We start from the raw sequence: 15,372 nt of genomic DNA, 5'->3' as shown, positions 1-15,372 counted from the left end.
AAGCTATGCTAGAGTGCTCGGATAACTCGACAAACGGGCTCTGCCGGATTTCGTCGTCTCAAAAGGATCGGAGGCCATCGCGACGCGACCGGACAGGCCATGCTGGGGCTGTATGCGCTATTTGCTGATTGTGCTTCTGGGCTTGTTGCCCGTGCTGGCCGGAGCCGTCGAAATCGACGAAGCGACCCGCCACCTTCCGTTGGGCAAGATCATGCAGGTCTACGAGGACCGTGATGGCAGCGCGAGCATTGCCCAGGTCAGCGCGCCTATCTTTGCCAGCCGTTTCCGCACGCACCACCAGGACGTGCTGAACGCGGGTTACTCGACTTCGGTGTTCTGGCTCAAGGTCGACCTGCACTATGTGGCCTCTGCCGATGCGCAGCCGCGCCAGTGGTTGCTGGAGCTGGCATATCCCCCCATGGACCATATCGAACTGTACCTGCCGGGCAGCGATGGCGGGTTCCGCCTGGCCCAACGCACCGGCGACGCCTTGCCCTACGACAGCCGGCAGATCCGCCAGAACAATTACCTGTTTGAACTGCCGCTGCGGCCCGGGCAGTCGACCACCGCCTACCTGCGCCTGCACAGTCAGGGGTCGGTGCAGGCGCCGCTGGCGTTATGGTCCGCCGAAGCCTATCTGGAAGACCAGCCGACCCGCCTCTATGTGCTGGGCATGATCTACGGCGTGCTGCTGGTGATGGCGGTGTACAACCTGTTCATCTATCTCAGCGTGCGAGACGTCAGTTACCTCTACTACATCCTCTACATTGCCTCGTTCGGCTTGTATCAGGTGTCGGTGAACGGGGCCGGGGTTGCTTACTTCTGGCCGGACAGCCCCTGGTGGGCCAACGCTGCGACGCCGCTGTTCATTGGCGCTGCGGGCCTGTTCGGTTGCCAGTTCGCGCGTCACTTCCTGCAGTTGGACAGGATCAGCCGCAGTTTTGACCGGCTTTTGCAGCTATTGATGCTCGGTGGCGTGCTGGTGATGGTGTTGTCGGTAAGCATGCGCTACGGCATCGCCTTGCGCATGGCCACGGTGCTGGCCCTGCTGTTTACCGTGAGCATCTTTGCCGCCGGGTTGTATGCCTGGGTGCGTGGCCTGCGCGTGGCGCGTTGGTTCATCATCGCCTGGACGGCGTTCCTGGTCGGTGGGCTGATCAATACCCTGATGGTGCTGGGTTACCTGCCCAACCTGTTCATCACCATGTATTCCAGCCAGCTGGGGTCGGCGCTGGAAGTGGCGTTGCTGTCGCTGGCCCTGGCCGACCGCATCAACAGCATGCGCGAACAGCAGGCGCAGACCTTGCGTGATACCGGCGAGGCGTTGGAACAGATGAACCAGCAACTGGCCAGGAGCAATCACCTGAAGGACGAGTTCCTCGCCACCGTTACCCACGAACTGCGCACGCCGATGAATGGCGTGATCGGCTCGATGGAACTGATGCACACACTGCCCATGAGTGCCGAGATGGCCCAGTACCACCGCACGGCGGTCGGCTCGGCCCAGGACATGATGGACATGGTGGACGATATTCTCGCCTTGACCGAATTGCAGGCCGGCCGCATGCGCCTGCAGGCGCTGCCATTCAGCCTGCGGCGCACGTTGCAGGACTTGCGTGCCGGCTATGCCGGAACGGCCCTGGGCAAGGGTTTGTACCTGAGCCTGGACATCCCCGCCGAACTGCCGGACGAGTTGCTGGGCGATGCGCAGAAACTGACCCGCTGCCTGGGCTGCCTGGTGGACAACGGCTTGAAGTTCACCCATCAGGGTGGGGTGATGGTGCAGGTCCGCGGTCGCCGCCTTGGCCCCGACAACCTGGCGTTGACCTTCACCATCAGTGACAGCGGCATCGGTTTCGATGATTTGGACCAGGCGATCCTCTATCAGCGTTTCTTCCAGGTCGATGGCTCGATGACCCGACGTTATGGCGGGTTGGGTATTGGCTTGTCGATCTGCCGGCAGTTGGCCGAGTTGCTTGGCGGCAAGCTGTCCCATGAGTCGACGCGGGGGTTGGGGAGCCGCTTTGAGTTGAGTGTGAGCATGGCTGTTTCGCAGGTACAGATGACCCCGACGACCCTGCAGACGCGGCGTTCGCTTTGAGGGGGGCGCTGATACTGTCATGGCGAGCCCTGGGCCACATGTTTAGTCATTATTGTCACTTTGACTGACTCGCAGGGAGTGCTTCACTGGGCCTTTCAGGCATGCCCGGATCCAGGAGCTCCCGATGAACCTGCACCAGTACGCTGAAACCCACGAAGTCACCAACCAGCCACCGTCACTCGACGGGGCCAACCTGTACCGCCTGGACCTGCCGCTGCAGGAGTGGTCGCGGCGTTTCGGGGCCGGTTGGGCCGAAGCGCGGATCGACGCTTATGGTGCCTTGGCCGGCGGCCCGCTGATGGCCGCGGGCTTCCTGGCCAATGCGCACAAGCCGGAATTCAGCAGCCATGACCGCTATGGCCACCGCATCGACCTGGTCGAGTTCCACCCCGCCTACCACGAGTTGATGCGCACTGCCGTCGAACATGGCCTGCCATCGTTGCCCTGGGCCGAACCCAGGCCCGGTGCCCACGTGGCGCGGGCTTCGATGACCTACCTGCACAGCCAGGCCGAAGCCGGTACTGGCTGCCCGCTGACCATGACCTTCGCCGCCGTACCTGCGTTGCGACTGCAACCCGAGCTGGCCGAATACTGGCTACCGAAGATCCTTGCCCGCGAATACGACCCGCGCAATGTCGGTGACCGCCACAAGGCCGGCGTCACCCTTGGCATGGCCATGACCGAGAAGCAGGGCGGCACCGACGTACGCGCCAACACCACCCGCGCTTACCCGGTTGGCAGCCCCGGCCCTGGTCAGCCCTACGAGCTGGTCGGGCACAAGTGGTTCTGCTCGGCACCGATGTGCGATGCCTTCCTGACCCTGGCGCAGACCGACAAGGGCCTGAGTTGCTTCCTGCTACCGCGCCACCGGCCCGACGACAGCCGTAACCAGTTCTACATCCAGCGCCTGAAGAACAAGCTGGGCAACAGCTCCAATGCCTCCAGCGAAGTCGAGTTTCGCGGTGCCCTGGCGTGGATGGTGGGCGAGGAGGGGCGCGGCGTGCCGACCATCATCGAGATGGTGGCCATGACCCGCTTCGACTGCATGGTCGGCTCCAGCGCGCTGATGCGTCAGGCGCTGACTCAGGCGGCGCACCACTGCGCCCATCGCAAGGTCGGCGGCCGGGTGCTCAACGAACAACCCCAGATGCAGAACGTGCTCGCCGACCTGGCGCTGGAAAGCGAGGCCGCGCTGGCCTTGAGCCTGCGCATGGGGCAAGCCCTGGAGCAGCTCGACGACCCGCAGCAGGCGCATTTCGCGCGTTTGGTCACGGCGGTGGGCAAGTACTGGATCTGCAAACGGGCGCCGGCCATGATCAACGAGGCCGCCGAGTGCCTGGGCGGTGCAGGCTATGTCGAAGACAGCATCCTGCCGCGGCTGTATCGCGAAGCGCCGGTCAACTCGACCTGGGAAGGTTCTGGCAACGTGCAATGCCTGGACGTGTTGCGGGCCTTGTCCAAGGAGCCAGGGGTGCTCGATGCCCTGTTCGCCGAGCTGGGCGACGGGCATGGCGACCCGCGCCTGGCCGCGCACATCGGCAACCTCAAGGGGGCGTTCGCCGATACCAGCGATATCCAGTACCGGGCACGGCAGTTGACCGAGGACATTGCCTTGGCATTGCAGGCCAAGCTGCTGCTGGAGGCGGGCAATGCGCTGGTCAGCGATGCCTTTATCGATAGCCGGCTGAGCGCTGGCGGGCGCGTGTATGGCGCATTGCCGCGAGGCATCGATGTCGCGGCGCTGGTGGCGCGGGCGACACCGGCCTGGCCAAGTTGAAGACGGCGGCTCACCACTGGGGATGTATTTAGTAACAAAGGCAGGCAAGATGGCTGACATGCATGTCCAGACAGGAAGCCCAGTGTGAGCCAAGCTTTTGTAGTCGTTGATACCCCCGAACAGGCCGTCGACCGTCTGGCGGCCCTGCATGAACAGGCCACCGGGGCCCTGAGCCAGGCCCTCAAGCGTTACCTGAAGGACCGTACCGAGCCGGGCGCCGACGAGCGCGCCTTGTACCGCTACCCGGCACTGCGCCTGACCTACTACAGCCACGGCGAGGTGGCTGCCACCACCCGCGCCTACGCCAAGGTCCAGGTAGCGGGCACCTACAGCGTCACCGTCACCCAGCCCTCGGCATTCCGCGGTTACCTGCTGGAGCAGCTGCGCCCGCTGATGCATGACTACACGGTGACCGTGGAAGTCGGCGTCAGTGAACAGAACATCCCGTACCCCTATGTGGTCGACCAGGGCGATGAGCTGGCCGGCAGCGGCATCACAGCCGCCGAACTGGCGCGGGTGTTCCCCAGTACCGACCTGTCGGCAGCCACCGATAACATCGCCGATGGCCTGTGCGATTGGGGCACTGCCGAGACCCTGCCGCTGGCGCTGTTCGATGCCGCCCGCGTGGATTTCTCGCTGCGCCGTCTGGTGCACTACACCGGCAGCGACTGGCGTCATGTGCAGCCGTGGATCCTGCTGACCAACTACCACCGGTATGTCGACCAGTTCATCAGCCATGGCCTCGAACAACTGCGTGAAGACCCGCGCTTCGTGCGCATGGTGCTGCCGGGCAACGTGGTGATCGAAAAGGGCATGGACCACGGCGAGGCCCAGGCCCTGGTGGCCAGCGTGGTGTGGCACCGCTATCAGATGCCGGCCTACCACCTGATCGCTGGCGACGGTGATGGCGTGACCCTGGTCAACATCGGCGTCGGCCCGTCCAACGCCAAGAACATCACCGACCACCTGGCGGTGCTGCGCCCGCACTGCTGGCTGATGATCGGCCATTGCGGCGGCCTGCGTCAGTCGCAGACCATCGGCGACTATGTCTTGGCCCACGCCTACATGCGCCGCGACGGCATTCTTGACCGTGTGGTGCCGCCGAACATTCCGATTCCGGCCCTGGCCGAGGTGCAGCTGGCGCTGCAGGAAGCCGCGGCACAGGTGACCGGCGAGCGTGGCGAAGAGCTGAAGAAACGCCTGCGCACCGGCACCGTGCTGACCTACGACGACCGCAACTGGGAGCTGCGCTGGGCCCAGGAGCGACCGTTGATCAACCTGTCGCGTGCCGTGGCAGTGGACATGGAAAGCGGCACCATCGCAGCCCAGGGCTATCGCCTGCGGGTACCGTATGGCACCTTGCTGTGCGTGTCCGACAAACCATTGCACAGCGAAATCAAGCTGCCGGGTTCGGCCAACGCCTTCTACAACCGTGCGGTCAGCCAGCACCTGAAGATCGGCATCGCTGCCCTCGACCTGCTGCGCACCGAGCTCAATTCGTTGCACTCGCGTAAACTGCGCAGCTTCGATGAGCCGCCGTTCCGCTGAGGATCCATGCCACTGCCACCCCGTTCCAAGCCGCGCCGCCCCCAGGCGCGGCCTGCCGGCCCCCGTCGCCAGGCCAAGGCGCCACCGGCCGAGCCACGCTTGATCCTGTTCAACAAGCCATTCGACGTGCTGACCCAGTTCAGTGACGGTGAGGGGCGCGCGACCCTCAAGGATTTCATCGACATCCCAGGCATATACCCGGCTGGGCGGCTCGACCGTGACAGCGAAGGCTTGTTGCTGCTGACCAACGATGGCGGGCTGCAGGCGCGTATTGCCGACCCGAAGCACAAGTTGCCCAAGACCTACTGGGTGCAGGTGGAAGGCGAGCCGAGCGACGAGCAGATCCAGCGTTTGCGCGATGGCGTGGAGCTCAATGATGGGCCAACCCTGCCCGCCGAAGCCCGGCGCCTAGACGAGCCCGAGCTATGGCCACGCAATCCGCCAGTGCGGTTTCGCAAGAGCGTGCCGACCAGCTGGCTGGAGCTGGTGATTCGCGAGGGGCGCAATCGCCAGGTGCGGCGGATGACTGCCGCAGTCGGCTTGCCGACCTTGCGCCTGGTGCGGGTGCGGATCGGCGACTGGGCGCTGGATGGGCTGGAGCAGGGGGGCTGGCGTGAGGTTGCCCCGAAACTCACGCGTTGAGGGCCTAGACCCCTTCGAGAAACGCCACCACCACGCTCTTGATGATGAAGGCCAACACCCCCAGCCCGAGCACGAAGAACAGGATCATCGTGCCAAAGCGCCCGGCCTTGGACTTTTTCGCCAGGTCCCAGACGATGAAGCCCATGAAACCGATCAGTACGGTGACCAGTACGATCATCATCCACTCTTCGAATACGGCGGGATCCATCTGTGTTCTCCAGGCAGGCTGAGCTTGCGATTATACGCGGGCGAGCGGGCGTTTAGCGCAGGTGGGTCAATGGCAGCTCGGTGCTTGCCAGTACCTGGTTGAGCACGAAGCTCGAACGCACGCTGGTCACGCCTTCGATCCGGGTCAGGCTGCCTAGCAGCAGCTTCTGGTAGTGGTCCATGTCGGGTACGACCACCTTGAGCTGGTAGTCGGCATCCATCCCGGTGACCAGGCTGCATTCGAGCACTTGCGGCAGGTTGCGGATGGCGGCTTCAAACGTCTCGAAGCGCTCCGGGGTGTGCCGGTCCATGCCGATCAGCACGTAGGCGGTCAGGCTCAGGCCGAGCTTCTTGCGGTCGAGCAGGGCGACCTGGCGCGAGATATAGCCGTCGTCTTCCAGTTGCTTGACCCGACGCGAGCACGGCGATGGCGACAGGCCGATGCGTTCGGCCAGCTCCTGGTTGGAGATGCGCGCGTCGCGCTGCAATTCGGCGAGGATGCTCAGGTCGTAGCGGTCAAGTTTGCTCATGGAAAAGGCCTTTTCTGTTCGGATTGCGGTGAATTATCGATCCAGGGTTAAAAATTGCGCAAGTGCTATTTATCTGAGCAATCTTCGCAATCCTGTGCCGCCGCCTCTCCCGTATCGTTAACCACAGAATCACTGCCCGGACATCAGTCCACGGCGACGCGCCCTAGGCGGGCGGTCGCGGCCAGCCATCCAACAGGATCTGCAGGCCCCCGGGCTACACAGCTTCCAGAAGACGCTGTGAGGTGAGCCGGCGCCACAAGTGCCGAGCACGGACGACAATTCTCAAAGGGAGGCCAATGGCCTCCCTTTTTTCATGGCCGCGATTTCATCTGCCCGTGGTGCCAGCACGGTAGACTGGTTGCATGCCGTTTTATTGACCGTGAGGAACAACATGAAGTCGCGCATCTGGCAGTTGGCAGGTGTTGGTTTGCTGGGTTTGAGTATCAGCCTTGGGGTTATGGCCGAAGGGCCGGGCGAGGGGCATGGCAACGAAGGTAGCCCCGGCCGCCCACTCAACTCGCGTGACGAAGTACAGCAGACCCAGCCCGCGCGGCAGGGCTACTATCAGGATATCCCCCGGCACAACGGTGACAACCGCCACTGGCAAGCCGGCGGCCCAGGCCAACGGCCCGGCGGCGACTGGCAGGGGCGCCCGGACGGCCACGGCAATGGCTGGGGCCCCGGGCCGCAGTATCGCCCAGGGCACACCGTCGATCATTTCCCGGACCGCTATGCCAAGGTGCCGTACCGCGGCAATGACTACTACTACTCCGGTGGTTACTGGTACCGCCCGCATGGTGGCAGCTACGTGGTGGTGACCCCGCCCTACGGCGTGCGGGTCAACTACCTGCCGTCCTATGCACGGGAAGTCTGGCTGGGCGGCGCGCTGTTCTTCCTGGTGGCCGACACCTACTACCAGTACCTGGCCGACAGCCAGGAGTATGTCGTGGTCAACCCGCCCGCCATGGCCCCGGCACCGATGCCGGCGGCAGCCCCGGCCGGCAACAGCTACGACGTGATTGCCTACCCGATGTATGGCCAAGGGCAGGAGCAGCAGGACCAGGACCGCTACCAGTGCCACCGCTGGGCAGTGAGCCAGTCAGGCTTCGACCCGGCAACGGCACCTTATGCGCCACCCGTCGAGGTGGCGAGCAACTACCGACGGGCGCTGAGTGCCTGCTTCAGTGGCCGAGGCTACAGCGTCAACTGATTCACACCGGGTCGGCATGCACCATCACATCCGCCTGTGGATAACGCTGGCGGATGACATCCGATGCCTGCACGCACAAGTCGTGTGCCGCGTTCAGCGGCAGCTGCCCGGGTAACTCCAGGTGCAGTTGCACGAACCACTGGTTGCCCGACACCCGCGTGCGCAGGTCATGCACGCCTTCGACGCCGGGAATGCCCAGCACCAGTTCGACCATCCCCTCGCCAATGTCACCCGGCAGCTCCTTGTCCATGAGGATCGCCGTGCTCTCGCGGGCGATCTGCAATGCACTCCAGAGGATGTACAGCGCGATGCCCAAGCCGAACAGCGCATCCATCTGCGCCCAGCCCAGGCGTGCCAGCAGCAGGGCCAGCAGGATGCTGCCATTGAGCAGCAGGTCGGAACGGTAGTGCAGCGAGTCGGCGCGCACTGCGGTCGAGCCGGTCAGGCGAATCACCTTGCGCTGCAACGCCAGCAAGGCGACGGTCAGCGCCAGCGACAACAGCATCACGCCGATGCCGATGGCCGTGTCACCCAGCGGTTGCGGGTCTTGCAGGCGTTCATAGGCCTGTATCCCGATCAGCACCGCGCTGACCCCGATGAACAGCGCCTGGGCCATGCCAGCCAGGGCCTCGGCCTTGCCGTGGCCGAAGCGATGATCGTCATCGGCCGGGCGCAGGGCGTAGTGCACGGCAAGCAGGTTGAGGAACGAGGCGACGGCATCCAGTGCCGAGTCGGTCAGCCCGGCCAGCAGGCTGACCGAGCCACTGAGCCACCAGGCCACGGCCTTGCTGACGACCAGAATGCTGGCCACTGCCAGTGATGCGCGGGTGGCCAGGCGCAGCAGGCGTTGGTGTTCGGCTGGGGTGATCATGCTCTGGGCATTGTCCTTGTCAGTGTCAGGCTGCAGGAATCAGACCCAGGGTCGCCAGTTGCTCGACGCTGCCGCGGTGCTGGATCAGCCGTGGGTCATCCAGTGGCAGGCGCTGGCCCAGTTCGCTTTCGAGAATGGCCTGCAGCTTGAGGTTGTCGACCTTGCCATCCGGGCTGACGGCGTCACGCAGTTTTGCCGGATCGACCTGGGCCGTGCGCCCGCCCTTGTAGTAGATGGCACCCGTGGCGAAGTCGATACCAAAGGCGATCAGGCCCGGGATCACGTAGAACAGGATGCCGATGGCGTCCATTGCGGCTACTACGGGGTCGATCTTGCCGCCGATCTGGCCACGGCGCTCGGGATACAAGATGGTGCCGCAGGCCGTCAGCTGGGTCAGCAGGGTGACGATCAGGGCGCCACCAATGACGCGGGATGGGATGCGCATGTAAATCTCCGAAAAAGTATTCAGCAGGGCAAGCGAAGCGCCAGCACCTGAAGCTAAGACCATGATAGAGCAGGCTGGGTTCGCCGTTATACTCGCCAGACTGTTCGAGGACCACCATGATTTCTTTACCGATCGATGCCGTCTTGCCCGCCCTGCGCGAAGCCTTGGAAAACCGCGACGAAGCCGTGCTCGAAGCGCCCCCCGGTGCGGGCAAGACCACCCGCGTGCCGCTGGCGCTGCTCAATGAGCCGTGGCTGGCCGGGCAGACCATCCTCATGCTCGAGCCGCGCCGCCTGGCTGCGCGGGCAGCGGCCGAGCGTCTGGCCAGTGAACTGGGCGAAAAGGTCGGCGAAACCGTGGGCTACCGCATCCGCCTGGACAGCAAGGTCGGGCCGAACACGCGCATCGAGGTGGTCACCGAAGGCATCCTCACCCGCCGTTTGCAGGCCGACCCGGCACTCGCTGGCGTGGGCCTGCTGGTCTTCGATGAATTTCATGAGCGCAGCCTGGATGCCGACCTGGCTCTGGCGCTGAGCCTCAATGGCCGCGAACTGCTGCGTGACGACCCTGCGCTGAAAATCCTGCTGATGTCCGCGACCCTGGAAGGCGAGCGCCTGTCGCGGTTGCTGGGCGACGCGCCAGTGGTGAGCAGCGAAGGCCGCATGCACCCGGTGGATATCCGCTGGGGCCGGCCGTTCCAGCCGGGCGAGTTCATCGAGCCGCGGGTTGTGGATAACGTGTTGCTGGCACTGGCCGAGCAGCCCGGCAGCGTGCTGGTGTTCCTGCCCGGCCAGGCAGAGATCCGTCGCGTGCATCAAAGCCTGCAGGAGGCCCTGGGTGAGCGGCCAGATGTGCTGCTGTGTCCGCTGCACGGCGAACTGGACCTCAATGCCCAGCGCGCCGCCATCGACCCGCCGGCCAAAGGCCTGCGCAAGGTGGTACTGGCGACCAACATCGCCGAAACCAGCCTGACCATCGACGGCGTGCGCGTTGTCATCGATGCTGGCCTGGCGCGCGTGCCGCGCTTCGATCCGGGCAGCGGCATGACCCGCCTGGACACCCAGCGCATTTCCCGCGCCAGCGCCACCCAGCGCGCCGGCCGGGCAGGGCGCCTGGAACCTGGCGTGTGCTACCGCCTGTGGTCCGAGGCCCAGCATGACCAGCTGGCTGCCTACGGCAGCGCCGAGATCCTCCAGGCCGACCTCGCCGGCCTGGCCCTGCAGCTTGCGCGCTGGGGGGTTACCCCCGACCAGCTGTGCTGGCTCGACCAGCCGCCAGCCGCGGCCTTCTCCCAGGCCCAGGACCTGCTGGCGCGGCTGGGCGCGTTCAAGCCGGGCAGCCGCGACAACCTCAGCGACCACGGTCAGGCCATGGCCGAACTGCCGGCTCATCCACGCATCGCCCACCTGCTGCTGCGCGGCCAGGATCTCGGCCTGGCGACGATGGCCTGCGATGTCGCCGCCTTGCTTGGCGAGCGCGATATCCAGCGCGGGGGTGGTGCCGACCTGCACAGCCGCCTGGCGCTGGTCAGCGGTGAGGGCAAGGCCAGCCGGGGTGGCCAGGGCGCTGTGCAGCGCGCCCGACAGCTTGCTCGGCAATACCGTGGCCTGTTGCGCGGCAAGGCCGTGGCGGCGGTTGCCGACCCCGACCATCCGCGTTGGCTTGGCGCATTGCTGGCGCTGGCCTATCCCGATCGGGTCGCCCAGCAGCGGCGCGAGGGGGGCGCCGAGTATCGCCTGGCCAATGGCCGTGCCGCCTTGTTCGCCGAGGTCGACGCGTTGATGAAATGCCCGTGGCTGGTGATCGCCGATCTGGGCAGCCGTCAGGGTCAGCGAGAAGAGCGCATCTACCTGGCGGCCGAGTTCGACCCGGCGCTGCTCGATGATGTGCTGGCCGAACAGGTCGAGCGCGTCGATATCCTCGATTGGGACGAGCGCGAGCAGGTGCTGCGCGCCGAACGCCAGACCAAGGTCGGCGAACTGGTGTTGGGCCGCGAACCGTTGCCTGGCCTGGATGACGAAGCCCGCGCCAAGGCGTTGCTTGGCCTGGTGCGGCGCAAAGGCCTGAACCTGCTGAACTGGACCCCGGAGCTGCGCCAATGGCAAGCGCGGGTCGCGCTGTTGCGTCAGCTGGATCTAGCCAAGGAGGGGCAGAGCGAATGGCCCGACCTGAGTGACGAGGCTTTGCTGGCGAATATGGAAGACTGGCTGCAGCCTTACCTGGGCAAGGTCTCGCGCCTGAGCCACTTCGCCGCCCTGGACCTGTCGTCGATCCTGCGCAACCTGCTGCCCTGGCCATTGCCGCAGCGTCTGGACGAATGGGCGCCGGCTCATCTGGCGGTACCGTCCGGCTCGAACATCCGCCTGGACTACAGTGAGAGCCCGCCGATTCTCGCCGTGCGCCTGCAAGAGTTGTTCGGCCTGGCCGATACCCCGCGCATTGCCCAGGGCCGCCAGCAGGTGAAACTGCATCTGTTGTCGCCGGCGCGGCGTCCGGTGCAGGTGACCCAGGACCTGGCCAACTTCTGGCGCACGACCTATGCCGAGGTGAAGAAGGACCTGAAGGGCAGGTACCCCAAGCACTATTGGCCAGATGATCCCTTGGTCGCTGAAGCTACCGCGCGGGCCAAGCCGCGCGGCACTTGAGGGGCGGTGTTCAGCTGTCTTGCCGAAGCAGGAAGGTGAGTGTTTCGCCTTCTTTCGTATTCAGCAGGTACTGTGTTTGACCGTTGTAATGCGGGGTGTCCATGATGGCGCCCGCACGGTGGCCCTGATGATCACGCAGGTGACAGATCAGGCCGTGCTCTGTCAGCTCCAGCGGTTCGATCTTCCAGTAATCGGTCACTTCCAATCGCTGGTAGAAACCCAGGTAACCGTTCAGGCTGAGCCCCAGTTTCTTGGGGGGATGCGCGCTGCCGGAGAGGCTGATGTGGTAATGCAGTCGGTCGTGTGTCTGGGAGTCGAAGGCAAAATCCAGGCGTATGGAGTTCTGCTTGCCGCCTGCCATGAGCCAGTCGTTCTGAGGCGTGATACCCCAACTCCATTTGTCGCGGCTGCTGCTTAGCCGCAGGGGCACATACCTGTTGGTGGCGATTGCATACAGTTGGCCGCTGAACGAGCGGGCGTAAGCGTCTTGTATTTGCGAATCCATGGGGAGTCTCCAGGTGATTGGGACTCCACCGTATGGATCGGGCATGCCACATGGGAGGCTGAATGGCTTCCTTCAGCGCCTCGTGGGTATACAGCGTCAGGCGCCAGCTTCACCTTCCAGCAGCATGAACAGGCGATACAGCACTACGGTGCTGAACAACTGCAGGAACCCACTCAGGCTGTCCAGGGCCAGTTCGACGCCCGGCGCAGGCTCTGGGAAGGCCATCAGCAGCAGGCCATCGATCAGCCAGATCGGCGCCAGCACGCCGAGCACGCAGATCATGATGCGCAGGAAGTGCCCGGTGGTCATCCGCGCACTTTCGCGCATCGATTGCACCACTGGCAGGCCACGCAGCACCAGCAGGTACTCAGCGAACACCAGGTTGATCATGATCCACACGCCCGGGAACACCAGCAGCGCCAGGCCGGCCATGATCAGCAGCGAGCTGATCGTGATCAGCAGGGCCAGTTGCGGCCACAGCTGCACGGCGCGGGCGAACAGGTCGCGTTTGCGGATCTCCTGGCCGTTGCTGCGGGTGTCCAGGTAGAGGATCAACGCCGCGCTGTACAGCGGGTAGAACAACAGGCTGATCAGCATGCCGTAGGCCGGCGAGGCCTGGTCGCCCAGCTGCCGGTACAGCAGCTGGGTGGTGAGGGCTTCGAGCACCACCAGCGGCAGGCACAGCGGGATGATGTTGGCCAGGTGGCGGCGGAAGAAGTACAGGGAGTCGCGCAGAACGCTCAGCGGATTCATCAGTCAACATCGCAAGGCAGTAAAAACAGGGGCCTAACTTTAGCCCAGAGCTGTCACTTGCTGAAAAAAGTTTCACCCGCGCGGTGATTGAATCCTTCGCCCAAGCCCCCCATCTTTGCCATGTCCGATGTCCTGCTAGCCCATGAGGTAGCCCAATGAACACTGATGAACAAACCCTGATCGACGGCCTGTTCGGCCGCATCAAGCAAGCCGAAGACCCGAGCCAGCCGCGTGATGCGCAGGCGCAGGCACGGATCGAGGAGCATGTCCGCCAGCAACCGGCGGCGCCGTACTACATGGCCCAGGCGATCCTGGTTCAGGAAGCCGCGATCAAGCGCCTGGACGAGCAGAACAAGCAGCTGGAGGCTGAGCTGAAGCAAGCCCGGGCCCAGCTTGAGGCAACCCGTGCCAGCAGCAGCAATGGCGGCGGTGGCTTCCTCTCCAGCATTTTCGGTGCCGGTGCGCGCAATCCGGAGCCGGTTCAGCCGCAGCGCCCAAGTGCGCCGGTGGCATCGGGTGGCGGTTGGCGCGAGCCGAGTGCGCCGGGCTTCTCCCAGCCGCAGCCGCAAATGCAGGCACAAGCGCAACCGCAACAGGCCGGGTTTGGCGCCGCGCCGGCGCGCAGCGGTGCCAGCAGCTTCCTCGGTGGCGCGATGCAGACCGCTGCGGGTGTGGCCGGTGGTGTGTTGCTGGCACAAGGCATCAGCAGCCTGTTCAACCACCACTCGCAGCCTGAAGAGGTGGTCGAGGTGATCAAGGAAGAGCCGGCACCGGCCAGTGACAACGGCGGCTGGAATGACCAGGGCGCACAGCAGCAGGTCGCCGACAACGGTGGCTGGGGCAATGACCAGGGTGGCTGGGCCGATACCGACTACGGTAACGAGGGCGGCGGCTTCTTCTCGGATGACGATACGTTCGTCTGACCGGTCTGGCATACTGCTGGCATTTCCGAAGGGGCGCTTTGCGCCCCTTTTCATGTCGAGGGTATGTGGTGAAAAAGATCGCGCTGTTCGCCGATGTGCAGAACCTCTACTACACCGTGCGCCAGGCCCACGGCTGCCACTTCAACTACACCGCACTGTGGAAGGACGTCAGCCGTGAAGGCGAGATCGTCGAGGCCGTGGCCTATGCCATCGACCGTGGCGACAGCAAGCAGCAGCAATTCCAGCAGATCCTGCGCAATCTCGGTTTCGACGTGCGCCTGAAACCGTTCATCCAGCGCAGCGACGGTTCGGCCAAGGGCGACTGGGATGTGGGCATCACCCTCGATGTGATCGATGCGGCCAGCCGGGTCGACCAGGTGGTGCTGGCTTCTGGTGATGGTGACTTCGACCTGCTGCTGGAACGGGTCATCCAGCGCCACGGCACCGAGGCGGTGGTTTATGGCGTCCCCGGCCTGACCGCGTTGTCGCTGATTCGTGCCGCCACCCGTTATGTGCCCATCGAGGGCACGCTGTTGCTCAAGCACTAAGGTTTTTCATGGAACGTATTGCTGTCATCGACTTTGAAACCACCGGTATTTCCCCCGGTGCCGGCTGCCGCGCCACCGAGGTGGCGGTGGTGATGCTGGAACGCGGGCGCATCGTCGAGCGCTATCAGAGCCTGATGAATGCCGGTGTGCCGGTGCCTGCCTTCGTCGCCGGGCTGACCGGCATTACCACCGCCATGCTGCGCACGGCGCCGCCGGTGGACACGGTGATGAACGAAGTGGCCGAGTTCGTCGGTGATACCCCGCTGCTGGCGCACAACGCCGCCTTCGACCAGAAGTTCTGGGATTACGAATTGAGCCGCATCGGCCGCAGCCGTCGCCAGGCCTTCGCCTGTTCCCTGCTGCTGTCACGGCGCCTGCTGCCGGCGGCACCGAACCACAAGCTGGGTACCTTGACCCGTTGGGCCGCGCTGCCGGATACCGGTACCGCGCACCGGGCGATGGCCGATGCGGAGATGGCCGCCAACCTGCTGCAACATTTGGCCGGTGTGCTACGCCAGAGCCACGGCATCCAGCAACTCTCCCACGAGCTGCTTTGCCGCCTGCAGAAAACGCCTGCCGCGAAAGTTCGCGAAACCTTGGCCAAGTACGCCTGATGAGCGCACCAAAAGTGTGCCGCTCATTTCGCGCTGTTTTGTAACTTATCTTT

Annotated in this window: 15 protein-coding genes; 9 read left to right on the top strand and 6 right to left on the bottom strand. The window is 64.5% G+C overall.

The genetic code is table 11. The features are described 5' to 3' along the window. Positions 1-112: 112 nt before the first annotated feature. From F6X59_RS10510 to F6X59_RS10495, 4 genes are all read left to right on the top strand, one after another. Complete coding sequence (locus F6X59_RS10510; RefSeq protein ID WP_152956210.1) at positions 113-2,101, top strand: hybrid sensor histidine kinase/response regulator; 1,989 nt, start codon at positions 113-115, stop codon at positions 2,099-2,101. Between the two features lie 124 nt (positions 2,102-2,225). Continuing rightward, positions 2,226-3,878, top strand: a complete 1,653-nt coding sequence (locus F6X59_RS10505; RefSeq protein ID WP_152956209.1) for an acyl-CoA dehydrogenase family protein — start codon at positions 2,226-2,228, stop codon at positions 3,876-3,878. 84 nt (positions 3,879-3,962) lie between these two features. Beyond that, a complete protein-coding gene (gene amn / locus F6X59_RS10500; protein WP_346652493.1) occupies positions 3,963-5,426 on the top strand; it encodes an AMP nucleosidase in 1,464 nt (487 codons plus the stop codon). A gap of 6 nt (positions 5,427-5,432) precedes the next feature. After that, positions 5,433-6,068, top strand: coding sequence for a pseudouridine synthase (locus F6X59_RS10495; RefSeq protein WP_152956208.1), 636 nt, complete (start codon positions 5,433-5,435; stop codon positions 6,066-6,068). Between the two features lie 4 nt (positions 6,069-6,072). Here F6X59_RS10495 and F6X59_RS10490 read toward each other — a convergent pair whose 3' ends face one another. Together F6X59_RS10490 and F6X59_RS10485 are read right to left on the bottom strand one after the other, a co-directional pair. After that, entirely contained in the window at positions 6,073-6,276 is a 204-nt protein-coding gene (locus tag F6X59_RS10490; protein WP_027917747.1) for a DUF2788 domain-containing protein, read from the bottom strand. A gap of 52 nt (positions 6,277-6,328) precedes the next feature. Continuing rightward, positions 6,329-6,805: an Lrp/AsnC family transcriptional regulator gene (locus F6X59_RS10485; protein WP_003249795.1), complete on the bottom strand. Its 477-nt coding sequence runs from the start codon at positions 6,803-6,805 to the stop codon at positions 6,329-6,331. 391 nt (positions 6,806-7,196) lie between these two features. On the opposite strand from F6X59_RS10485, the gene F6X59_RS10480 reads away from it, so the two are divergent. Further along, the gene (locus tag F6X59_RS10480) at positions 7,197-8,015 is read left to right on the top strand and encodes a DUF6515 family protein (RefSeq protein ID WP_152956207.1); all 819 of its coding nucleotides are present in this window, start codon (positions 7,197-7,199) and stop codon (positions 8,013-8,015) included. A 1-nt stretch (position 8,016) separates the two neighbouring features. Here the strand turns inward: F6X59_RS10480 and F6X59_RS10475 are convergent, their stop codons facing one another. Both F6X59_RS10475 and F6X59_RS10470 read right to left on the bottom strand, forming a co-directional pair. Next, complete coding sequence (locus F6X59_RS10475) at positions 8,017-8,886, bottom strand: cation diffusion facilitator family transporter (RefSeq protein WP_152956206.1); 870 nt, start codon at positions 8,884-8,886, stop codon at positions 8,017-8,019. A 25-nt stretch (positions 8,887-8,911) separates the two neighbouring features. Continuing rightward, positions 8,912-9,331, bottom strand: a complete 420-nt coding sequence (locus F6X59_RS10470; RefSeq protein WP_152956205.1) for a polyribonucleotide nucleotidyltransferase — start codon at positions 9,329-9,331, stop codon at positions 8,912-8,914. Positions 9,332-9,447: 116 nt separating this feature from the next. Here F6X59_RS10470 and hrpB point away from each other — a divergent pair, with 116 nt between their 5' ends. After that, positions 9,448-11,976 carry an ATP-dependent helicase HrpB gene (gene hrpB / locus F6X59_RS10465; protein WP_152956204.1) on the top strand — a complete coding sequence of 843 codons (2,529 nt, stop codon included), beginning with the start codon at positions 9,448-9,450 and terminating at the stop codon, positions 11,974-11,976. Between the two features lie 10 nt (positions 11,977-11,986). Here the strand turns inward: hrpB and F6X59_RS10460 are convergent, their stop codons facing one another. Beyond that, positions 11,987-12,481: a hypothetical protein gene (locus F6X59_RS10460; RefSeq protein ID WP_152956203.1), complete on the bottom strand. Its 495-nt coding sequence runs from the start codon at positions 12,479-12,481 to the stop codon at positions 11,987-11,989. Positions 12,482-12,577: 96 nt separating this feature from the next. After that, positions 12,578-13,234, bottom strand: coding sequence for a YciC family protein (locus F6X59_RS10455; protein ID WP_152956202.1), 657 nt, complete (start codon positions 13,232-13,234; stop codon positions 12,578-12,580). Between the two features lie 155 nt (positions 13,235-13,389). Between F6X59_RS10455 and F6X59_RS10450 the strand changes: the two genes are divergently transcribed. From F6X59_RS10450 to F6X59_RS10440, 3 genes are all read left to right on the top strand, one after another. Then, entirely contained in the window at positions 13,390-14,157 is a 768-nt protein-coding gene (locus F6X59_RS10450) for a DUF2076 domain-containing protein (protein WP_152956201.1), read from the top strand. A 68-nt stretch (positions 14,158-14,225) separates the two neighbouring features. Beyond that, complete coding sequence (locus F6X59_RS10445) at positions 14,226-14,705, top strand: NYN domain-containing protein (RefSeq protein WP_346652488.1); 480 nt, start codon at positions 14,226-14,228, stop codon at positions 14,703-14,705. Between the two features lie 8 nt (positions 14,706-14,713). Continuing rightward, positions 14,714-15,319: a PolC-type DNA polymerase III gene (locus F6X59_RS10440; RefSeq protein WP_152956199.1), complete on the top strand. Its 606-nt coding sequence runs from the start codon at positions 14,714-14,716 to the stop codon at positions 15,317-15,319. Positions 15,320-15,372 lie beyond the last annotated feature (53 nt).

This window comes from Pseudomonas sp. MN1F (genome assembly GCF_009391885.1).
Classification (GTDB): Bacteria; Pseudomonadota; Gammaproteobacteria; order Pseudomonadales; family Pseudomonadaceae; genus Aquipseudomonas.
This window is presented reverse-complemented; position numbering and strand designations above follow the sequence as displayed.

Excerpts from the sequence above, each read along its gene's own strand:
- F6X59_RS10510 (WP_152956210.1), top strand. The coding sequence starts at position 113 with ATGCGCTATTTGCTGATTGTGCTTCTGGGCTTGTTGCCCGTGCTGGCC.
- F6X59_RS10505 (WP_152956209.1), top strand. The coding sequence starts at position 2,226 with ATGAACCTGCACCAGTACGCTGAAACCCACGAAGTCACCAACCAGCCA.
- F6X59_RS10495 (WP_152956208.1), top strand. The coding sequence starts at position 5,433 with ATGCCACTGCCACCCCGTTCCAAGCCGCGCCGCCCCCAGGCGCGGCCT.
- F6X59_RS10490 (WP_027917747.1), bottom strand. The coding sequence starts at position 6,276 with ATGGATCCCGCCGTATTCGAAGAGTGGATGATGATCGTACTGGTCACC.
- F6X59_RS10485 (WP_003249795.1), bottom strand. The coding sequence starts at position 6,805 with ATGAGCAAACTTGACCGCTACGACCTGAGCATCCTCGCCGAATTGCAG.
- F6X59_RS10480 (WP_152956207.1), top strand. The coding sequence starts at position 7,197 with ATGAAGTCGCGCATCTGGCAGTTGGCAGGTGTTGGTTTGCTGGGTTTG.
- F6X59_RS10475 (WP_152956206.1), bottom strand. The coding sequence starts at position 8,886 with ATGATCACCCCAGCCGAACACCAACGCCTGCTGCGCCTGGCCACCCGC.
- F6X59_RS10470 (WP_152956205.1), bottom strand. The coding sequence starts at position 9,331 with ATGCGCATCCCATCCCGCGTCATTGGTGGCGCCCTGATCGTCACCCTG.
- hrpB (WP_152956204.1), top strand. The coding sequence starts at position 9,448 with ATGATTTCTTTACCGATCGATGCCGTCTTGCCCGCCCTGCGCGAAGCC.
- F6X59_RS10460 (WP_152956203.1), bottom strand. The coding sequence starts at position 12,481 with ATGGATTCGCAAATACAAGACGCTTACGCCCGCTCGTTCAGCGGCCAA.
- F6X59_RS10455 (WP_152956202.1), bottom strand. The coding sequence starts at position 13,234 with ATGAATCCGCTGAGCGTTCTGCGCGACTCCCTGTACTTCTTCCGCCGC.
- F6X59_RS10450 (WP_152956201.1), top strand. The coding sequence starts at position 13,390 with ATGAACACTGATGAACAAACCCTGATCGACGGCCTGTTCGGCCGCATC.
- F6X59_RS10440 (WP_152956199.1), top strand. The coding sequence starts at position 14,714 with ATGGAACGTATTGCTGTCATCGACTTTGAAACCACCGGTATTTCCCCC.